The following is a 19,619-nucleotide window of genomic DNA, read 5'->3' on the forward strand; positions in this document are numbered from 1 at the left end:
TTGATTTGTTGATTTTACAAAAATAATAGGGGTGTGATTACGTCAACATTGCTGAAGTCAAGATTTGACCCTAGTTGGCTGCTGACCCTAGTTGGCTGCTAGTTGGCTCTTTTGGGGATAGGATAAATATATAGAGGTTGGTTTTCAGATATCACCTGACAGATGCCGAGTCGAGTTATAGACAACTGTCAGGTTTGAATGAGTACAACTAACTCATAGTAAATGAAGCAAGAGCTTGCTCTGCTATTTCAACACCATACTCTTGAACAAAGTGACCAGCTTCTTCAATTTTCATTGGCTCAGGACAACCTTTGATAACCGCTTTAAGTTGCATCATGGCGGCCTCACCTAAGATTGCATCTTTCATTCCTATCGCCATAAAGCTTTCACCGCTCCATTCATTTGACCAGAACTCAATCGCACGAAGTCCATACTTCACCGCATCATCATCTGCATTCGTTGGGATCATCTGTGGGAATCGTTTCACGCCAACTTTGTAGTTTTTGTCAGGGAATGGCGCATCATACGCAATTGCGTCCATCACATTGACAGCTGCGCCAGCATCACATGCTATGATCCCTGCTACTGGTAATTCTGAAATTGTTTCATTAAAAGCCATCCACTGTACTGCGGCTTCGGCCAGCGGTTCACCATTTGAGATAGTAGTGTTCATCACAATAAGTTTTTTGAAACGATCTTGCATATCCATTGGTATCGTCAAACCAAGGCACCCGCCCCAATCCTGACAAACCAACACAATATTTTTAAGATCTAAGTGTTCAATTAATTGAATTAGACTGTTTCTGTGGAACTCAAAGTTGTACACAGAGTCTTCAATAGGCTTATCTGAGCGGCCAAAGCCGAATAAATCAGGGGCAACAACACGATGACCTGCATCAGTAAAAACTGGGATCATTTTACGATATAGATAACTCCATGTTGGTTCACCGTGCAAACAAAGAAACGTGTATTCCGAGTCTTTATCACCTTCATCAATATACGCCATTCGCAGCGATTCATATCCTCCGAGATCATCAACATAATTAGGTTGATAAGGAAACGCAGGGAGTACTGAAAAACGTTCTTCTGGTGTTCTTAATGCTTTAATCGTCATTATTTTTTCCTACAGATTGGTTAGTTTTCATAAAATTGTCTGCACGGTCATTAATGTTTTGTAGTGATCGATACATATTGTAAGAATGCATTCTGTACCGATCGATAAAGCAAGTCAACAACGAAATTGACATTTTTTAGTGAATACTACAAAATAGTTATCGATCAATATACTTTAGGTAGGAGCATCATCGGTAATGGCCGGAAGAAAAAGAGCGTTTGACAGAGAGATCGCACTCGATAAGGCAATGCGCATATTTTGGAACAACGGTTATGCAGCTACATCTGTGGCGCATCTAACCTCAGAGCTCGGGATCAATACGCCTAGCTTGTATGCCGCTTTTGGCAACAAAGAGAAGCTATTCAAAGAAGTGATCGCGCATTACATCACGCAATATGCTGACCCGTGTTATCGCCATATCACAGAGCCTTCAGACGCGCCTTTCATAGAAAGGCTACGAGCGTGTTTCTATGAGCTGATTCAAGAGTTTTCAGATGCTGATACCCCGCTGGGGTGTTTATTAGTAAAAAGCGTCAATGAGTCTGACAGCGTTGCCTTTCCCGAGGAAGCGACGGTGTACATCAATCAATTTGGATTGAAAACCCAAAACCTGATCACTACCTTGATCGAATCTGAGGGTGTAATCACTGAGTCTGAGACCGCAGAACTGCAGACAAAATACCTGCTATCGGTTCTTTATGGGCTTTCTACTCAGATTCGAGCGGGTGAGTCACAGCAAGTTGCAGAATCGGTCATAGACTACGCACTCAATTCGATACAGACTAGCAGCGGTCAGTAATACTATTGTGGTGACGATGCCATTTCACTTAAACCAGTAATATCCGCCATATCTGTTGCAACCACGCCAGGGTGAAAATTCCGTATCGATCACTAAGTAATGTCAACGCTATAACTAAATATTTTTTAGTGAACGATGCAGAATTACTTCGAACAACCCTTTCATTTGATTGGGGAGAGAAAGGGTAAAGGAGTTTGTGTCGCTTATTGTGATGGTGAGTATCGCCGTTTGAGTCTTGTTGTAAGTGGGCAAACTCTTTTTTTTGTTGTTCTGGTAAATGACATAGCATAAGCGAATTCTTCATGCAGTCTGTGTGATTGATTTGCAACGAGGATAAGGGGTGAAACCTATTTTGTAGTTATCGCTAAAAAATATTGACATTACTTACTGATCACTACAAAATAAATCCTAGTCAACCGATACATTCAAATGATTGAGTAGATATATGTTTAAGAAGTTTGTACAAATTACCGCCATTTTTAATTTTCCTATCGCGATTGGGATAATGATCCCTGAGCTTCTTTCTCCTAAGCCAAGTTCATTCATTGTTACTCTTGTGCTCGCTTCGTTCTTAATATGTATCGGGGCAGCATTACTTTGGGCTGTCTCAGATTTACCTAGACGTGCTCCTATAATTGTTTGGAATGGCCTTGTTCGACTTTTTGGCTTCTTCGTTGTCAGCTATGCCGCTCTGCTTGGTATCGCGCCAATGGCATTTATTCCTATTTCATTAATGGATCTGCTCGCTGCCACAATCTACATAATCGGAAGTTCAAAAATAACGGGGATTCCAGTTATGTCTCTGATTTTAGGAAAGTCCGCTTCTTAAAAGCTTTCGCCTTTTCACTTATAAAGCCAATGTAGCTAAAGTGAGCTAAGTAGCTTAAAAAGCATCAGATAAGGAATACAGGGGTATGAAACACGATGAATTCAATCAATTTTGTGAAGCTTTAAAATCCTCAACCTATGTCATGCAATGGGGAAACTCACATGTGTGGAAGGTGGGGGGAAAGGTGTATGCGATTGGCTTTACTTTAAAAGGAGGCACGACAGCATACACATTCAAAGCATCGAACCTGAATTATGAGTTTTTGTGTAACCATGATGGCTACCGCCCTGCTCCATACTTTGCTAGTCGAGGGATGAAATGGATCCAGCAAACCGATACCGACGGAACGCTTGATGAAGAGCTGAAGTATTACATGTCTGAATCCTATCGAATAGTTTCCTCAGCGCTAAGCAAGCGAAAGCAAGCAGAGCTTGGTTTACCTCAATGATAAAAATGCACTTGGGCGATCTAACCATAATAGCTCGCTAAAGTTGCTTGCGGATTAAGTGTGTACATCAACTGTTAAACTATGCGTGTAACACTTCTGTCATTGGTCGTATTTCAAGAAGAAGCCGAACCATGAAGCTGGATCGGTATATCTACTTTTACCCGCTTATACTTGCAATTTCACGAGAGTCATAAGGTTAAGAGCTTGATGTGAACACATCAATCAGAAAGCTGTTTTACAAGCTCACTCATTCGTAATTGTAGGACGTATTCCTGAATGAAAAACACACTGTTCTGTTGCGCAAACTCATAATGAGGCAAAGGCGAGTTATATTTATAACCCGTCTCTGGACATAACTTTGTTAGAGCAGATAGGCCAAAACCCGTTCTTCGGATAACTACTCGTATACTAAAATTTCAAAGGTCATCGGTGGTCAATGTGCTCAGAACTGGATAAAAGCTTTCAATGGCGAGTATTCTCTGTTCGATATTCTGAAGGTGTCATCCCTACTTTGTTTTTAAATAATCTCGAAAAATACTGTGGGTATTCAAAACCTAGGCTGTAGGCAATGGTCGCTACTGAATCCTTACTAGAAAGTAAGCGATCTTTTGACTTATCAATTAGCGCATAATGAATCCAGTCCTTGGTTGTCTTACCTGTTTCAGCTTTAAGGGCATCACTTAGGTATCGACTGGTCATATTCATGCCCTGAGCCAGCTTTTCTACATTAGGGATTGCGGCAGACTCTTGAGTGACAGTTTCTAAGCGAGCCTCTAAAAGCGTTGAAAAGCGATCGTATACGGAGGTGTCTGCCTCCTTACGCATCATAAATTGACGGTGGTAATAGCGATTGGCATACATCAATAACGTACTGATTTGAGATAAAATGAGGTCTTTACTAAAGGCATCTAGAGTATTGTTGTTTTCTGCCTCAAGCGCATTAAACATCGCGATCATATGCTGTTCTTCTTTTGGCGAAAGGTGTAGAGCCTCGTTAACCGAATAATTAAAAAATTGACATTGCTTAAGCTCATCGTGCAGCTTGTGACCTCGAATGTAATCAGGGTGAAAACAGATTGTGCGAGCTACGGAGTCAATTACGATACCACTAGCGGTCAGCTCTTGACCAGGGGCAATAAAAAGCATCGCCCCATTGGAACAATCATATTTGGTACGGCCGTACATGACCTCACCTGAAGTGATGTGTTTGAATGATATCGAATAGAAACTGGTGGTGAGTGAAATCCTGTCACCACTGAGCAATTGATTCTCATCACTGTCTGGATTTAGTTTCATTACATCAATTAAAGGACGCTCTGGTGGACGAATACCAAGGACGGCATTGAGTTCTTTAATGGTGTCAAAATGGAATTTTTTCATTGCTTAACCTTGCAGAGTGACCTTTAGCAGCATAAACCTCATTCTTAAACACATTATGGTGTAATTGAACTGAAAAATCAGTGCACAAATTGTCGCTATGCGTATACAAAATTTCAAAGCAGTTCCATTCGTTATTTCGTATACAACTCTTGCAGTTTTGTGCACTGCTACTTTTGACCATACCTCCTAAAATTCCTCTTTCGATTGCGAAACCGTCAAATTCAATTGCATCGGCTCTATGTTTTGTTTCGAAACTGTTAATTCAATATAAAGTTTGAGGAGTGAAGATTCATGTCAAGAAAACCTTGGAGTGCTGACGACATACCCAATCAAAAAGGCAGAGTCTCTGTCGTTACTGGGGCGACCAGCGGGATAGGCAAGGAAACAGCTAAAGTGTTAGCACAAAAACAATCGACTGTGATACTTGCTGTTAGAAACGTATCCAAAGGCGAGAAGGTTGCAGAGGAAATTCGAGTTGACTATTCAGATGCAGATATTTTGGTTATGCCGTTGGATCTTTCCAGTCTTAGTTCAATTCGAGCATTCAGTTCACTGTTTTTGGCCAAGTTCAACAGACTTGATTTGCTGATCAACAACGCAGGCGTGGCGTGCCCTTATGACAAGACAGAAGACGGGTTTGAAATTCTGATGGGTACGAATCATTTAGGTCACTTTGCATTAGTTGGTCATTTAATCGAGACACTCAAGAAAACACCAGACTCCCGCGTGGTTGTCGTTTCCGCTGGCGCTCATAAGGCCTCTAAGATCGATTTGGATGATCTGAATTGGGAAAAACGAAAATACTGCAATTTTACGGCATACGCAGATAGCAAGTTGGCAAATCTCTACTTTGCCTATGAGCTGAAAAGACGACTTAAATCACAAGGTTGCAATCCTATGGTTACAGCCGCTCATCCAGGATGGACGACATCAGGGCTTCAGCGTGGCTTTGTGAAATTTTTAAATAGTTTTTTCGGCCAGAGCAAAGAAATGGGAGCATTGCCAACGCTGAGAGCCGCAACAGACGGGAGTGCGTATTCGGGTGATTTTTTCGGCCCGAAAGATTTTTTTGAATTGCACGGCGCACCAATCAAGGTCGATTCAAGCAAGCGGTCACATGATGCCGACGCGGCGCAAAAGCTTTGGACGCTATCTGAAGAAATAACAGGCATCAAATATTAAATGATTATACAAGAGCATTGTGCTACGTACGTTTAAGGGTATTTATGGACAATAAAATAATTTTACAGGTGGTGGGTTTTATCATTTTATTATTAGGGGGAATACTCAGCTATAACCCTGAGCTAGTGAGTAATAAACCCATCCCTGAGGATACCTTCCAAGCTGTTGAACGAAGAGTTCGGTGGGGCTTTCTAATGGGAGTAGGTATGCTGCTCATGTTTCATCATCAAATTACCCCATACTTATTTACTGCTGCTGCACTCGGCATGACATTGACCTTGGGAGCTTTGGTTGCACGCGTAATGGGGATTTTCCTTAATGGCTCCGTAGCACGGCATTGGATGTGGGTTGCAGTTGAGCTAGTAATGGTCATTGGTTTCGGTTTTTGGTATGCCAAGCAACACACATAGCGAGTTGCGAGATATACTTGCCAGCGAATATCCACAACAATGTAGACGATCGTTTCAGTTTAGGAATTCCGTTTTTGCAAGAAAATGTAAGCTTCATAGCAACGCCCCTCAACCGTCAGTCATAAGCAAAAATACTATGATTCCAGTGGCACGGTCTGCCTCTGAGTAATTGCGTTAACACCGAATGGGGCAGAAACGAGTTAACAATGAGTGTCCGCTCATGGCACTGAGCCGAACTTCGTCAATGAGCGAGAAGCGGACCTTAATAGAATTATTTGCTCCTTTATTTTATTAGCTACTCTATTTCTAAAAAAACTTCATTAATCGCAGGCATTGAAAACTAATTCTAATGCTGCATAAGGTAATTTAAAGCTCAATTAATCAAAGCCAAGTTTTAAAGGAAACGCCCAAAACTAATAACTTTGAGCGCTCTCGCATGTGATGATAAAAGGTCAATAGCTCTCTCTAGGCTGTGACTTTTGAGCACAAGTCAACGGTGATTATCGAGTGCTTTATTGGAACCGTGGATTATGAATTTCTCTGAATCTTTATAATCGATTTTGCAGCATCAAGTATGGTTTCTGAAAATGGGCGAGGTGTCCAATCAAATAGCTCTAGTGCTTTGCTATTGTCTGCACGGATATTCATATCTAGGAAACTCACCATGCCTTTTGCTTCTTTATCAAAAAGAGACATAAAGCGTAGTAAAAAGTTAGGAGCAACACGTGTGCTTGGGCCTTTGTAACCATGCTCTTTCAGTATTTTTGCAATCTCTTTAAGATGAGTTGCTTCTGAGCGAGAAGCAATAATACGATGGCCCGCAGCCTGATCATTTGTCATCGCTTTTACATGGGCGTTTGCCACATCACGAACATCAACCATCGGAATAGCAACATTGGCGACCATTGGAATTTTCCCGCGTAACATTTGGTCAACCGTAGACATCGATTGTCCACTAATGTCATCACCTAATGCCGGACCAAATACGCCACCAGGGTTGACAGTAACAAGTTCCATAGCAGAATTTTGTTTTTCCATGAATTGCCATGCCGCTTGTTCTGCTAATGTCTTGCTTTTAGCGTAGGTGCCAATGTCTTTAGAGTTAGTATCAGCCCAATCATCAGGCCCAATTGTGCCAGTTTTCATTGTCGCCATCATTGTCAGGGCTGAGCTGGTTAATACAACTCGCTTAACTCCTGCATTTTTAGCCGCTCGAAGTGCTCGAAGTGAGCCATCGACAGCAGGTTTTATCATATCGTCTTCATGTTTTGGTTCAGCGGCTGCAAACGGAGAAGCAACATGCATAACATAATCACAACCTTCAGCAGCGTTATCCCATCCTTTATCAGAAGTCAGGTCTAATTCAACAAATGACAACTCGCTCACATTAGTCGATGCTTTCTCTAGTGTATTTTTGATGCTCTGTGATTTTCTTAAATTACGAACAGAGCCACGAACATGAAAGCCTTGGTCTAAAAGTTGTTTCGCAATATGAAGACCAATAAAGCCTGAAATACCAGTCAGTAAAACGATTTGTTTTGTCATAGTGGGTGCCTTTAAGTTTCTTGATTAATTAAATACTGCATGGTATCTTAATGGCCAGTTATTTAGTTGTCAACAATAAAATACCGGCTGGTACTAAAATATGAGTAAAGAAAAAAAAGCATCACGTGGTCGCCCTAAAAAATTCGACCGTAACCATGTGTTAGATATTGCCCAAGAAAGTTACTGGAAACTCGGTATCAATCAGGTATCGATTAATGAGTTATGTAAATTGGCAGGTGTATCTAAGCCAAGCATCTATCGCGAATTTGGCGGGGAAGATGGCTTGATGCAAGCTGTACTAGAGCGTTATAACAATACAATACTCAGTCCAATGCTAAGCGTTTTGAGCTTGGACGCTCTATTCAACGACACGCTAAAAAATCTGGCACTCTATAGTACGAGTGCAGATGAAACTTCTGAAATGCCCAAAGGGTGCTTGTTTGCGAATATGAAAGAGTCGCGCTTGAGCTTAGGTGAGTTCACAATCGAGCAAATTGATAAAACTTATGAAAGTGTCATTAAAGCATTCGAACAATGGGTTGATGCGGCAAAAGAAAAAGGTGAGTTTAAAATGATGGATATGGATAGCAGATTTGCTGCGGTCTATATTTATGCCCAAATCAGTTTTGCTCAATCACAGATGATGAAGGGCGAAACTAGTGAGGATGTTAGGGCTATATTACAGGTTGCACTCTCTGTTCTATGACAGTGAACAAGCAAGTAATCTAAATACTATGGCTGATATTTAGGTTACATAGTCATAATCGCTATATATGATAATATCGAAATAAGTGGGTAAAAAGTTAAGTATTCACTTGAGTATTCGCTAAGAAATGTAGGCATCAAACAAAAGTAAAGGTCTGCTTTTGGCACTCAGCCGACGGTGGTTATTTACACATTGTTGTCTAGGTATTATCCTGATTCTAATTTGAGATATTCGAATAGCTTGTTCAATTAAAAAGCCATTTTTGCTACTTTAAATCGGTCATAAATCTCACGCTGTGCAACAATCCCACCTTTTGTGTGTTTGATCATCGGTGTAGCCAAACAAAAAAAGTGTTTATAGTTTTAAGAATAATGTTTTTAACTGCCGATAAGCAGACTGTTAGCCAAGCCATTAATGTGGCTGCTTTTCTGTTATTTTATTATCCAGTAAAGTCTGCAAAGCATTTATTTTGCCAAGTAATTTAATCGATTTCTTCTTAGCCTGAGTATGATGCTGTTTAAGTTTTTCATATAACTCCGGGTAATGTAATGAAAGACGCTTGTACTCTTTAGCTTCTTCAAGCACTATTTTTAAATCAACCTCGTGCATTGATAAATCTCTTTGAAGCTCTTCTTGGTATTCAATAACCTTAACTTTTTCGGTCGAGACATTTTTGAGGGTATTTATTTCGCTTGTTCTACTTCCTCTTGAAATCGGCACTATTTCCAAGCTCAGAAATAGCTCTGTTTTTGAATAAATAACTTCCTTAACTCCCTTGTTTAATTTGTTGGTTCGTTTTAAAAGTCCTTTTGCAACATTGCGAGTTAATTGACGATATATAAACTTTCGGGTTTCTACCGCATCGGTAAACGTAGGCTGTTCACGTAATAACCCCTCTTTAGCTTCTGTTACAGTAAATTTATCCATCTGCTTGATTACCAAGAGAAAATGTAAAAATACATTCATATTCGCTTTCTTAATCATTGCTAAACCTTACTATCAACCATAAACTTAGGATTCCTAAGTATACATGCTCATGTAAAAGCTAGACAATCATTTAAATGTGAGAGTTACCAAGATGAAGCAACGGTGCAGGTTAAATCCTTTTTTACAGAGCGTCTTAAAGAGGCTCGAAAGCGAATGAAGATAAGCCAAAAAGAGTTAGGTGTTAAAATAGGGATGGACCCAAGTTCAGCCAGTGGCAGAATGAACCATTACGAAACGGGTCGCCATATGCCCGACTTAGCTACTCTAAAAAAGCTAGCAACCGAGCTAAATGTTCCCGTAAATTACTTTTTTTGTGAGTCAGAAGAAAGCGCAACTCTTGCGTGTTTAATCGAAAAGCTAGATGAAGAAGGCAAGCGAAAACTAATTCAACTACTAGAATCAGAATAGTAAATCTTGTAATTCGAGAAAAATTTTTAGTTTATTTATCATATGAATAAGGATGTTTATGAGAATTATCCCTTTAATACTAGTTACTTTATTTCTATTGGGCTGTGATAGAAAGCCCGCAACTTATGATGAATGTATTCTTGAGAATATGAAAGGCGTTAAAAGTGATGTTGGCGCTAAGTTAATCCATAGGTCTTGTTACGATAAAAATAAAAAGCAAACGACGCATAAAGAAATTAAACAACTTGAAGTTAAAGAACGGTTAAACTTAACCGGTCGTGCAAGTTTAGGTTATTCAAATTATTATTCCGGCAATATTTACAATGGTAATGAATCAATTACAGTTACAGAATTAAAAGTTAAAATTACAACTACGAATGGAAAAAGCAAAACGTCAAGATATTATATTGATGAGGTTAACATTCCCCCCTTAACAAGCAAAAGCTTTGGTTTTGATATAATTCCAGCTGGAAATGGCTCTGAGTATTCATGGGTCATTTCTTCAGCTAAGGGCTATGAAGAAAAGTAATTTAGTCGCCCATGTGTATTATTTCTACCTAGCAGTAATATTACACCTTTCTTTTTAATACCAATTTATTACTAATTAACGCTCAAAAAACCACGACCTTTGCGGTATGATAAGCCAATAATTATATTGATATTCTTGCAAAGAGAGACCACATGGACGCTGCATCAAAAAAGCCTGCAACTAAAAAAGCCACAAAAAAAACACAAGTCGGGTTTGAAGAGTCCCTTTGGGACGCCGCCAATAAACTGCGCGGAAGTGTTGAGTCAGCCGAATATAAGCACATTGTTTTAAGCTTAATCTTTCTTAAATTTATTAGTGATAAATTTGAAGTGCGTAAAAAGGCTATCGTTGCTGAGTACGGTGATGAATACATCGACATGGTCGATTTTTACGCGATGGATAACGTGTTTTACCTCCCAGAAGACGCACGCTGGTCATATATTCAAATCAACGCTAAGCAAGGCGATATTGCCGTTAAAATAGATACCGCGCTGCACGCGGTAGAAAAAAACAATAAATCACTCGCCGGCGCATTGCCCGATAACTACTTTTCACGCTTAGGGCTTGATGCCAGTAAGCTCTCAGCACTAATCGACACCATTAATAATATCGACACCATTGCCAACCAAAACGAAAAAACAGAAGAAGATCTCGTTGGCCGTGTTTACGAATACTTTTTAGGTAAGTTTGCCGCATCTGAAGGTAAAGGCGGGGGCGAGTTCTATACGCCTAAGTCAATTGTTACCCTCATAGCTGATATGATAGAACCGTTCGAGGGCAAAATTTACGACCCATGTTGTGGCTCGGGAGGTATGTTTGTGCAATCGCTTAAGTTTATAAATAGCCACAACGGTAACCAAAAAAATGTGTCTATTTACGGGCAAGAGTACACCAACACCACTTATAAACTGGCTAAAATGAACCTTGCTGTGCGCGGTATTTCTGGCAACTTAGGCGATATAGCGGGCGATACTTTTTTTAAAGACCAACACCCCGACCTAAAAGCCGATTACATAATGGCAAACCCACCGTTTAACCAAAAACAGTGGCGCGCCGATAATGAACTAGTCGACGATGCCCGCTGGGCAGGTTACCCAACACCGCCTACTGGTAATGCCAACTATGCGTGGATCATGCATATGATCTCAAAACTCAGCGAGCATGGTACCGCAGGTTTTGTACTGGCTAATGGCTCAATGAGTTCTAACACCAGTGGCGAGGGCGATATTCGCCAAAAAATAATCGAAAACGATTTAGTCGATTGTATGATAGCCCTACCAGGGCAGTTGTTTTACACCACACAAATTCCGGTGTGTTTATGGTTTATAAGCAAAGATAAACGCGGTAATAACGAAAAAGGCATTCTAAAGCGCCGCGACCGCCAAGGCGAAACGCTATTTATAGACGCCCGCGAAATGGGCTCTATGGTTAACCGTACCCTAAAAGAGCTCACTAACGACGACATAGCTAAAATAACCGAAACCTACCATATATGGCGCGGTGAAGAGCTAAGCATAAATACAGAGCAAGAATATGCAGATGTTGCCGGTTACTGTAAATCAGCCACCCTTGCCGATATAAAAGCGAACGACTACGTATTGACCCCAGGGCGCTATGTAGGTGCTGCTGACATTGCAGACGACGGCATTCCGTTTGAGACTAAAATGAGCGAACTTAGCCAAACACTTTATAGCCAAATGAGCCAAAGCGATGAGCTTGATAAAGCTATCCGTAAAAACTTGGAGGCGCTGGGTTATGGGGAGTGATTGGAAAAAAGTAGGACTAAATGATTTAGGTGAAGTTGCTAGAGGAAAATCTAGGCATAGGCCTAGATACGCAGAACATTTATATGGTGGTAAATATCCATTTGTTCAAACGGGTGACATTAAGGCTTCAGGTGGATTGGTAACCTCTCATTCACAAACATATAGTGAAGCGGGTTTGGCGCAAAGCCGTTTATGGCCAACTAATACTATGTGTATAACTATTGCAGCTAATATCGCTGAAACTGGAATTTTAACATATCCAGCATGCTTTCCTGATAGTGTAATTGGCTTTGTTGCTGATGAAAAAAAGTGTGATGTACGATTTGTTGAATATCATTTTAGATATTTGAAAAAACAACTACAGAGAGAAGCTATAGGTTCTGTCCAAGATAATATTAATCTAGCAACATTTGAGCGACTTAAATTTTCAATCCCTGCTGTAGAAGAGCAAAAACGTATTGCTGACATTCTTTATTCATTAGACAGCAAAATTCATTTAAACCAAAAAACCAACCAAACCCTCGAACAAATGGCGCAGGCGTTGTTTAAAAGTTGGTTTGTTGACTTTGATCCTGTGTTCGACAACCTCCTTGCCAGCGTGGATTTTAAGTTAGAAAACCTTGAAACTAGTCTGCCTGACGAGTTAAAACAAAAAGCGCAGCGTCGCTTAGCGGCACTGAACAGTTTAGAAAATGCGACAGAATGCAAAGCATCACTCATTGCACTCGCTCACGATCTACAAGCACAGTTACCAACAAAAGAAGCAGAGAAAGGCACTGAAACACCCGTTAAAGCAAACTTTAACACCAACCCTAATATATTGACGCAACACGCCAACACCCACGCTCACTTCCCCAATGAGTTCGAGCACAACGAACAACTAGGCTGGATACCAAAGGGCTGGGAAGCAAAAACTATTGATGAAATATGTAGAATAAATCCAGAATCGTGGACTAAAAAAAATGCACCGCAGGTAGTTAAATATGTTGATTTGGCTAATGCTAAAAATGGAGCTGTGGGGGAAACTATAGAGTATAGTTTTTCTGAAGCACCAAGCCGGGCCAGAAGAGTTTTGCGACCGCATGACACAATCATTGGTGTAGTTAGACCTGCAAATAGATCTTTTGCTTATGTAAATGAAGAAAATTTAACGGGTAGTACAGGCTTTGCAGTAGTTAGAGCAAACAATCAAAATTGTAGAGCTTTTGCATATTTTTCTCTAACTAATGATGATTGCATTCAAGAGTTTACGCGCATTGCAGATGGTGCTGCTTACCCTGCAATTAAGCCTGAAGATGTCGCGAATACATATTGCATCTACTCAAATAATAAAATTTTGGATACATTTGAATCTAGCATTGGAAAATTTATGGCTAAAGTTGCAAAAAATGAACAACAAAATAGATACTTAACAAAACTCCGCGATACTCTATTACCCAAACTTATCTCTGGTGAAGTACAAATACCCGATGTAACCACTGATGAAAAAATAGTAGATTAATAACCTTAGCTAAGCGTTTAAAGGCGAATATAAAAAGAATAAGGATGTTTGATGAAATTTACTGAAGCCAAATTAGAACAAGCGGTGGTGGAGTTATTAGGCGAGCAAGGCTACCCGCATTTACTGGGCGGTGAGCTCACTCGTAGTAATAGCGATGTATTAATTAAAGACGACTTGCGTGCTTTTTTAACTAAACGCTACGCTAAAAATAATATTACCACCGGCGAAGTAGACTCAATAATTGCAAAGCTTGAAAAGCTGCCAGCCAGTGATTTATACGAGAGCAATAAAACCTTTTGTAAGTGGCTGAGTGATGGCTTTTTACTCACACGTGAGCGTGGCAAAGTAGCAGGCAGTGCAGCGCAAAAAGATTTGTATGTTCAGCTGCTAGATTACGACAACGTTGAGCAAGGCATTAAAAGTAGCCTAGTAGCAGGCAGTGCTATGGCTGCTTTGGATAATATGGCTCTCGATAACGTGAATGAAGCAAGCGTTACTTACCTGCAAGACGGCAATATCTATCGCTTTGTTACCCAGTTAGAGATAGAAAGCCCCACAAGCTACGACAACATTGAACTGCGTATTCCCGATGGCATTTTATATGTAAATGGCTTGCCATTGGTGGTATTTGAATTTAAAAGCGCGATACGCGAGCAAGCCCCTATTTTTGAAGCGTATGAGCAGTTAACGGTGCGCTACCGCCGCGCTATTCCGCAGTTATTTGTGTTTAATACCTTGTGCGTTATAAGTGATGGCGTAAACAACAAAATGGGTAACTTATTTGCGCCGTATCAGTTTTTTTACTCGTGGGGAAAAGTAACGGGGCAAGAACTCACCGCGCAAGAGGGTATTAACTCGTTACATACCTTATTGCAGGGTTTGTTTGATAAAGCGCGTTTGCGCGATGTAATGCGCAATTTTGTATTCTTCCCCGATTCTGATAATAAAAGCGCGGGCAAAAAAGAGATAAAAATTGTTCCGCGTTACCCGCAATATTATGCGGCTAATAAACTGTTCGAAAATATAAAACTGCATTTAAAACCACAAGGTGATGGTAAAGGCGGTACGTACTTTGGCGCAACGGGTTGTGGCAAAAGTTACACCATGCAATTTTTAACACGCTTATTGATGAAGAGCGTTGAACTTAAAAGCCCCACCATTATTTTAATTACCGACCGAACCGATTTAGACGACCAACTTTCGCAGCAGTTTGGTAATGCTAAAACCTACATTGGCGACGACACAGTTAAAACTGTTACCAGCCGGACTCACTTACGTGAGTTATTAGAGGGCCGTAATAGTGGCGGTGTATTTTTAACCACTATTCATAAGTTTACCGAAGACACCCAGTTATTAACTGAACGCGCTAACGTTATTTGTATTTCTGATGAGGCGCATCGTAGCCAAGTTAATCTTGATCAAAAAATTACTATTACCGAAAAAGGTGTAAAAAAGACCTTTGGTTTTGCTAAATACCTGCACGACTCACTGCCCAATGCTACTTACGTTGGTTTTACTGGCACGCCAGTGGACGCCACGCTTGATGTGTTTGGTGAAGTGGTTGACTCGTACACTATGACCGAGTCGGTTAAAGATGAAATAACCGTACGCATTGTTTACGAAGGCCGCGCCGCCAAGGTGTGTTTAAACAATAGCAAGCTGGCAGAAATTGAAGCCTATTACAAAGAATGCGCCGATGCAGGCAGTAACGAGCTGCAAATAGAAGACAGTAAAAAAGCCACCGCTAACATGAATAGCATTTTAGGCGACCCTGACCGCATACGTGTATTAGCAAGAGACTTTGTTGAACATTACGAAAAACGCGTTGAGGAAGGCTCTACCATTGCAGGAAAGGCGATGTTTGTGTGTAGCTCGCGCGGCATTGCCTATCAGCTGTATCAAGAGCTAGAAGAACTACGCCCACAGTGGTTTGATGTAGTAGATACTGATGACGCGCAAAAGCTATCAGATACCGAGCGAAAGCGCGCCATTAGCGAAGGCCGTATTGCAGCTCCTTCTGAAAAAGTAAAAATGGTGATGACGCGAGGCAAAGACGACGTTGAGCGCTTATATAATTTACTTGGCAGTAAAGACGAACGTAAAGAGCTTGATAAGCAATTTAAAAACAAAAATTCAAACTTCAAAATTGCCATAGTAGTAGATATGTGGCTAACCGGTTTTGACGTGCCATTTTTAGATACCATGTACATAGATAAGCCACTGCAAAAACACAGCTTAATACAAACTATTTCGCGGGTTAATCGTCAGTTTGAAGGCAAAGATAAAGGCCTAGTGGTTGACTACATTGGTATTAAATCTGAAATGAATAAAGCGTTAGCGCAGTATTCAAAAACTGACGAAACCAACTTTGAAGACATTACCGCCTCGGTTATTGAAGTAAAAAATCACTTAGCGTTACTTGCAGAGCTATTTCATAAATTTGACAGCAGCCCATACTTTACCGGTCAAGCCGTTGCACAATTAAATTGCTTAAACCACGCCGCTGAGTTTGCACTTATTACCGAAAAACGCCAAAAGCGTTTTATGGATTTAGTAAAGCGTTTAAAAGCCGCTTACGATGTATGTTGTGGCAGTGAAAAAATTAGCGAAAACGAGCGTAACCACATTCACTTTTACCTTGCCATTCGCTCTATTATTTACAAACTAACCAAAGGTGAAGCGCCCGATACCGCGCAAATGAACGCCAAAGTACGTGAAATGATAAGCGAAGCCCTGCAAAGCGACGGTGTAGAAGAAGTATTTAAACTCGGTAATGAAGACGGTGGCGAAATCGACATTTTTAATGACGACTACATTGCTAAAATAGAAAAAATAAAACTCCCGAATACCAAAATAAAAATACTGCAACAAATGCTAGCCAAAGCCATTGGCGAGCTTAAAAAAGTAAACCAAACCCAAGGTATCGATTTTACTAAACGCTTTGAATCGCTAGTACAGCGCTACAACGAACGAAAAGAAGATGACGTGTTGGTAAGTAGTGTACTTGATGACTTTTCAGAAAGCATGGTTGATATGATTTACAGCGTACGCGACGAAATGAACGCCGGCGATGAGCTAGGCATTGATATTGAAGAAAAGGGCTTTTACGACGCGTTAAAAATGTTAGCGGTTAAGTACGACTTTGACTACCCCGAAGATAAGCTAATAGAGCTCGCCCAAGCGGTAAAAGTAATCGTAGACGACAAGGTAAAATTTGTAGATTGGAACCACCGCGACGATATTAAATCAGCTTTAAAAGTAGAGCTGATTTTAATACTCGCTAAATTTAAATACCCACCAATCAGCCGCGATGAAGTGTATAAAGAAATATTTGAACAAGCGCAGAGTTTTAAAGCGAACAAAGAGGTTTGATCAGCCAAGATCTCTTCTTAATATTTGCTTTGAGAAATAATAATTAGCCTCAATTTCCTTGATCACGCAAAATTTCACAGAGAAAGCTATTTCTGCTGTTTGAATTGCTAGGTGACTTAGTGATTAGTTTAAAATCAGTTGCTGAGCCTACTAAGTGTATTTCACTCTCAGCACGAGTTATTGCTGTATAAAGCCATGCTCTGTCAACAATTCGACCTTGTTGAAGTGCTATGATTACTCTAGGAAATTGAGAGCCTTGAGCCTTATGGAGGGTGATGGCATAACCAAGCTCCATGCAATCGAGTACTGGTTGTGTAATTTCGACTTTATCACCTGTATCTAATGTAACCTCACCAAAGCAGTCACCTGCATTGGTAACTGAAGAAAGCTCTCCAAGAGAGCCATTATTTACTCCTTTGTCATATAAATTCTGAGTAAACAGTATTTGATCATTAACTCTTAATTTTACATAAAATTCGTCCCCTTGAAGGTTAAATTTTAATTGCTCGCCATGTTCATTGACAGTATCTTGAATTTGATTATTGATGTCTTGAACCAATTTTTTTGTTGGTGCCATTACACGGCTATTATACGAAGACTCTAAATATAATTCGCAGCATACATTAGCTATGTGTTGCTTAGGGGTTTCATGAAAATGTACGGCTCCAAAGCTTAAGTTTTCAGGTACTATACCTTGGTTAATATACTTTGAATATTCAGGGATACCTGTTGACCCATCCTGGCGTTTAACAATATCCAGCATCGTATTAGCAATGCTTTGTGATAGAACAATATCGGCTAGGATCTTACCGCAGCCTATCGGTGGAAGTTGATCAGGATCACCAGTGAAGATTATATGAACCGTTGGGTGAACATGATTAACCAAGCGGTACATAGTGGGTAAGTCAATCATGCTGGCTTCATCAATAACAAGTAGATGTTTTGGTTGTTCATCACTGGGTTCTATAGGCGCTTCACGAAATAGTTTAGCAATGGTTGAAGTCAAAAACCCGATTGATTCATGAAGCCGCATTGCTGCTCTCCCGCTCAGTGCCACAGCGTGAATTTCATATCCTAATTTATGGTAAGCCCTAAGTGCTGTTCTGAGAACAGTTGTTTTTCCGGTTCCGGCTCCACCTGTTATACAACTTACTGCATTGTCCAAACATGTTGTAATTGCTTCAATTTGTTTTTTTGTTAACGCATAAGGCAGTTGGTTTACGGCAAAGCAATATGCTGAGTTAGTATATTCATCACGTAAATTGTTTTGGCTAGCTAGTTTTATTAGGCGTTTAGCAACGACATTTTCCATCAATAGCTGTGCGGTTGGATGATATGTGCCTAATTTAGGATTTAAAATATACTGAGCTTTATTATGCCCAGCTTTTAATGCTTTTGAGCACAACTCTTGGTTATTCAAAATAGCCATAAGTTTTGGTTTAAGTTCGTTCTGTTTTGTAAAAGTATGGCCCAGTTCTATTTGTTTGCGGATTGCAACTTCTAACGCTGCGCTTAGGCGTTTTGGTTCGTCTTCTTCACGATCGAGGATGTTAATAGCGAGTCTATCCGCATTTTCAAATGACATGCCAAAACCGATCAATAGATACGGATTATCCTTAATGGCAGTGATTGAGTTTTCGTTATGATACTTAAGCAAACGCTGTTGAATAGAAAAAGGTATATTCTGTTCTGACATCCAGTTACATGCACTTAAATTAGTATATTTAGCATAGCCTTTATAAAGTGCGTTGATGGACACTTCGCTCAGAAGGCCGCTAAACCTACTTCTCGATTCTGTTGTGTCTTTCTTAGCAAGCTGATGAAAATCACTCCCCAACGCATTCCACAACTTCCTGGCTTTACTTTCACCGATACCTATGAAGTCTTTTTCGTTAGCTATGAAGTTGATGAGCTGTTCACCACTTTCAGGAAGAGAGCATTTTACTTCAATCGGTGAGTCAAAAACATGCTGTTTCATGACATAACCATTGTTCTCATACTCACTTAAGGTTTTTACACCTTTAACTTCCCAATGTTGACCAATGGCTGGGTTCACGGGGAGGCTATCGGGAAAAGCTTTGACAGAAACGGTGTACTTGCCACTGTTCATTTTATAGCTATTTTTTTTGAGCGGTATGCCCATGAAAATGACATGTTTAGCGTTATCAAACCGTATGCTAGTTACTCGAAAAAACTCTGTATTCATCGTGGCATAAACCCCATTTCATACATGGTGTCGGATAACTCACCAAAACGCTCAAGCTTAGATTCTAATTCTTTGATTTTAGCTTTCAGCTCGATATTTTCGGCTTCAAGAGCTGATAGTCTTTTCGACTCAAGATGCTTTTTATGGGAGGTGTTATCGTATTGCTTTGGCTTGCCGTTATTTTCTTCGGCTTTTGTAGTTAAGGGAGGTAAGACGCCTTCCTCGCGAAGCCTATCTTCCAAGTTACCAAGAGCTGTTTTAAGCGCTGGGTTCTGGTTGAGAGCTGATTTACCACAACCGATGGCTTTGGCTATTTCGCCGCGATTGAGTTGCCCTCTGTAGATTAGCTGAGTGAAATCGTGATTGGATTGAGTCGAAACCCACAGTTCAAAAGCTTCGAGTGTTTGCTGTGCTTTTTGTTGTCCATTAGCCATGAA

17 protein-coding genes are annotated in these 19,619 nt (G+C 40.4%); 11 read left to right on the top strand and 6 right to left on the bottom strand.

Going from position 1 to position 19,619, the window contains the following annotated elements; translation table 11 throughout:
- Positions 1 to 208: 208 nt before the first annotated feature.
- The gene (locus MTF67_RS05860) at positions 209 to 1,114 is read right to left on the bottom strand and encodes a haloalkane dehalogenase (protein WP_248518969.1); all 906 of its coding nucleotides are present in this window, start codon (positions 1,112 to 1,114) and stop codon (positions 209 to 211) included.
- Positions 1,115 to 1,310: 196 nt separating this feature from the next.
- Here MTF67_RS05860 and MTF67_RS05865 point away from each other — a divergent pair, with 196 nt between their 5' ends.
- The 3 genes from MTF67_RS05865 (at position 1,311) to MTF67_RS05875 (ending at position 3,190) form a co-directional block, all read left to right on the top strand.
- Positions 1,311 to 1,913 (top strand): TetR/AcrR family transcriptional regulator, encoded by a 603-nt coding sequence (locus MTF67_RS05865; protein WP_248518970.1) that lies wholly within the window; start codon positions 1,311 to 1,313, stop codon positions 1,911 to 1,913.
- A 445-nt stretch (positions 1,914 to 2,358) separates the two neighbouring features.
- A complete protein-coding gene (locus MTF67_RS05870) occupies positions 2,359 to 2,742 on the top strand; it encodes a hypothetical protein (protein ID WP_248518971.1) in 384 nt (127 codons plus the stop codon).
- Between the two features lie 85 nt (positions 2,743 to 2,827).
- On the top strand, positions 2,828 to 3,190 hold the full coding sequence (locus tag MTF67_RS05875; RefSeq protein WP_248518972.1) for an MmcQ/YjbR family DNA-binding protein: 363 nt from the start codon (positions 2,828 to 2,830) through the stop codon (positions 3,188 to 3,190).
- Between the two features lie 462 nt (positions 3,191 to 3,652).
- Here the strand turns inward: MTF67_RS05875 and MTF67_RS05880 are convergent, their stop codons facing one another.
- Positions 3,653 to 4,570 carry a response regulator transcription factor gene (locus MTF67_RS05880; protein WP_248518973.1) on the bottom strand — a complete coding sequence of 306 codons (918 nt, stop codon included), beginning with the start codon at positions 4,568 to 4,570 and terminating at the stop codon, positions 3,653 to 3,655.
- 291 nt (positions 4,571 to 4,861) lie between these two features.
- Between MTF67_RS05880 and MTF67_RS05885 the strand changes: the two genes are divergently transcribed.
- The gene (locus tag MTF67_RS05885) at positions 4,862 to 5,752 is read left to right on the top strand and encodes an oxidoreductase (RefSeq protein WP_248518974.1); all 891 of its coding nucleotides are present in this window, start codon (positions 4,862 to 4,864) and stop codon (positions 5,750 to 5,752) included.
- Between the two features lie 44 nt (positions 5,753 to 5,796).
- Complete coding sequence (locus MTF67_RS05890; RefSeq protein WP_248518975.1) at positions 5,797 to 6,162, top strand: hypothetical protein; 366 nt, start codon at positions 5,797 to 5,799, stop codon at positions 6,160 to 6,162.
- A gap of 528 nt (positions 6,163 to 6,690) precedes the next feature.
- Here the strand turns inward: MTF67_RS05890 and MTF67_RS05895 are convergent.
- A complete protein-coding gene (locus MTF67_RS05895) occupies positions 6,691 to 7,707 on the bottom strand; it encodes an aldehyde reductase (RefSeq protein ID WP_248518976.1) in 1,017 nt (338 codons plus the stop codon).
- A gap of 100 nt (positions 7,708 to 7,807) precedes the next feature.
- Here MTF67_RS05895 and MTF67_RS05900 point away from each other — a divergent pair, with 100 nt between their 5' ends.
- Positions 7,808 to 8,413: a TetR/AcrR family transcriptional regulator gene (locus MTF67_RS05900; RefSeq protein ID WP_248518977.1), complete on the top strand. Its 606-nt coding sequence runs from the start codon at positions 7,808 to 7,810 to the stop codon at positions 8,411 to 8,413.
- A gap of 411 nt (positions 8,414 to 8,824) precedes the next feature.
- On the opposite strand, the gene MTF67_RS05905 is transcribed toward MTF67_RS05900, so the two are convergent.
- Positions 8,825 to 9,397, bottom strand: a complete 573-nt coding sequence (locus MTF67_RS05905; RefSeq protein ID WP_154945482.1) for a hypothetical protein — start codon at positions 9,395 to 9,397, stop codon at positions 8,825 to 8,827.
- Positions 9,398 to 9,502: 105 nt separating this feature from the next.
- Here MTF67_RS05905 and MTF67_RS05910 point away from each other — a divergent pair, with 105 nt between their 5' ends.
- The 5 genes from MTF67_RS05910 (at position 9,503) to MTF67_RS05930 (ending at position 16,976) form a co-directional block, all read left to right on the top strand.
- Entirely contained in the window at positions 9,503 to 9,808 is a 306-nt protein-coding gene (locus MTF67_RS05910; RefSeq protein WP_348983486.1) for a helix-turn-helix transcriptional regulator, read from the top strand.
- A 58-nt stretch (positions 9,809 to 9,866) separates the two neighbouring features.
- Positions 9,867 to 10,337, top strand: a complete 471-nt coding sequence (locus tag MTF67_RS05915; RefSeq protein ID WP_154945483.1) for a hypothetical protein — start codon at positions 9,867 to 9,869, stop codon at positions 10,335 to 10,337.
- A gap of 152 nt (positions 10,338 to 10,489) precedes the next feature.
- Entirely contained in the window at positions 10,490 to 12,103 is a 1,614-nt protein-coding gene (locus MTF67_RS05920; RefSeq protein WP_248518979.1) for a class I SAM-dependent DNA methyltransferase, read from the top strand.
- A complete protein-coding gene (locus MTF67_RS05925; protein WP_248518980.1) occupies positions 12,093 to 13,604 on the top strand; it encodes a restriction endonuclease subunit S in 1,512 nt (503 codons plus the stop codon). Before MTF67_RS05920 ends, MTF67_RS05925 begins: the two co-directional genes overlap by 11 nt.
- Positions 13,605 to 13,655: 51 nt before the next feature.
- Positions 13,656 to 16,976, top strand: a complete 3,321-nt coding sequence (locus tag MTF67_RS05930) for an HsdR family type I site-specific deoxyribonuclease (RefSeq protein ID WP_248518981.1) — start codon at positions 13,656 to 13,658, stop codon at positions 16,974 to 16,976.
- Positions 16,977 to 17,025: 49 nt separating this feature from the next.
- On the opposite strand, the gene MTF67_RS05935 is transcribed toward MTF67_RS05930, so the two are convergent.
- Together MTF67_RS05935 and MTF67_RS05940 are read right to left on the bottom strand one after the other, a co-directional pair.
- Positions 17,026 to 19,182, bottom strand: a complete 2,157-nt coding sequence (locus MTF67_RS05935) for an AAA family ATPase (protein WP_248518982.1) — start codon at positions 19,180 to 19,182, stop codon at positions 17,026 to 17,028.
- Positions 19,179 to 19,616: a VPA1267 family protein gene (locus tag MTF67_RS05940; protein ID WP_248518983.1), complete on the bottom strand. Its 438-nt coding sequence runs from the start codon at positions 19,614 to 19,616 to the stop codon at positions 19,179 to 19,181. The genes MTF67_RS05935 and MTF67_RS05940 overlap by 4 nt, the downstream gene beginning before the upstream one ends.
- Positions 19,617 to 19,619 lie beyond the last annotated feature (3 nt).

It is taken from the genome of Pseudoalteromonas sp. 2CM32C, from assembly GCF_023161925.1.
GTDB lineage: Bacteria > Pseudomonadota > Gammaproteobacteria > Enterobacterales > Alteromonadaceae > Pseudoalteromonas > Pseudoalteromonas marina.

Bases quoted from the DNA above. Each gene is read 5' to 3' on its own strand.
- MTF67_RS05860 (WP_248518969.1), bottom strand. From the start codon at position 1,114: ATGACGATTAAAGCATTAAGAACACCAGAAGAACGTTTTTCAGTACTC.
- MTF67_RS05865 (WP_248518970.1), top strand. From the start codon at position 1,311: ATGGCCGGAAGAAAAAGAGCGTTTGACAGAGAGATCGCACTCGATAAG.
- MTF67_RS05870 (WP_248518971.1), top strand. From the start codon at position 2,359: ATGTTTAAGAAGTTTGTACAAATTACCGCCATTTTTAATTTTCCTATC.
- MTF67_RS05875 (WP_248518972.1), top strand. From the start codon at position 2,828: ATGAAACACGATGAATTCAATCAATTTTGTGAAGCTTTAAAATCCTCA.
- MTF67_RS05880 (WP_248518973.1), bottom strand. From the start codon at position 4,570: ATGAAAAAATTCCATTTTGACACCATTAAAGAACTCAATGCCGTCCTT.
- MTF67_RS05885 (WP_248518974.1), top strand. From the start codon at position 4,862: ATGTCAAGAAAACCTTGGAGTGCTGACGACATACCCAATCAAAAAGGC.
- MTF67_RS05890 (WP_248518975.1), top strand. From the start codon at position 5,797: ATGGACAATAAAATAATTTTACAGGTGGTGGGTTTTATCATTTTATTA.
- MTF67_RS05895 (WP_248518976.1), bottom strand. From the start codon at position 7,707: ATGACAAAACAAATCGTTTTACTGACTGGTATTTCAGGCTTTATTGGT.
- MTF67_RS05900 (WP_248518977.1), top strand. From the start codon at position 7,808: ATGAGTAAAGAAAAAAAAGCATCACGTGGTCGCCCTAAAAAATTCGAC.
- MTF67_RS05905 (WP_154945482.1), bottom strand. From the start codon at position 9,397: ATGATTAAGAAAGCGAATATGAATGTATTTTTACATTTTCTCTTGGTA.
- MTF67_RS05915 (WP_154945483.1), top strand. From the start codon at position 9,867: ATGAGAATTATCCCTTTAATACTAGTTACTTTATTTCTATTGGGCTGT.
- MTF67_RS05920 (WP_248518979.1), top strand. From the start codon at position 10,490: ATGGACGCTGCATCAAAAAAGCCTGCAACTAAAAAAGCCACAAAAAAA.
- MTF67_RS05925 (WP_248518980.1), top strand. From the start codon at position 12,093: ATGGGGAGTGATTGGAAAAAAGTAGGACTAAATGATTTAGGTGAAGTT.
- MTF67_RS05930 (WP_248518981.1), top strand. From the start codon at position 13,656: ATGAAATTTACTGAAGCCAAATTAGAACAAGCGGTGGTGGAGTTATTA.
- MTF67_RS05935 (WP_248518982.1), bottom strand. From the start codon at position 19,182: ATGAATACAGAGTTTTTTCGAGTAACTAGCATACGGTTTGATAACGCT.
- MTF67_RS05940 (WP_248518983.1), bottom strand. From the start codon at position 19,616: ATGGCTAATGGACAACAAAAAGCACAGCAAACACTCGAAGCTTTTGAA.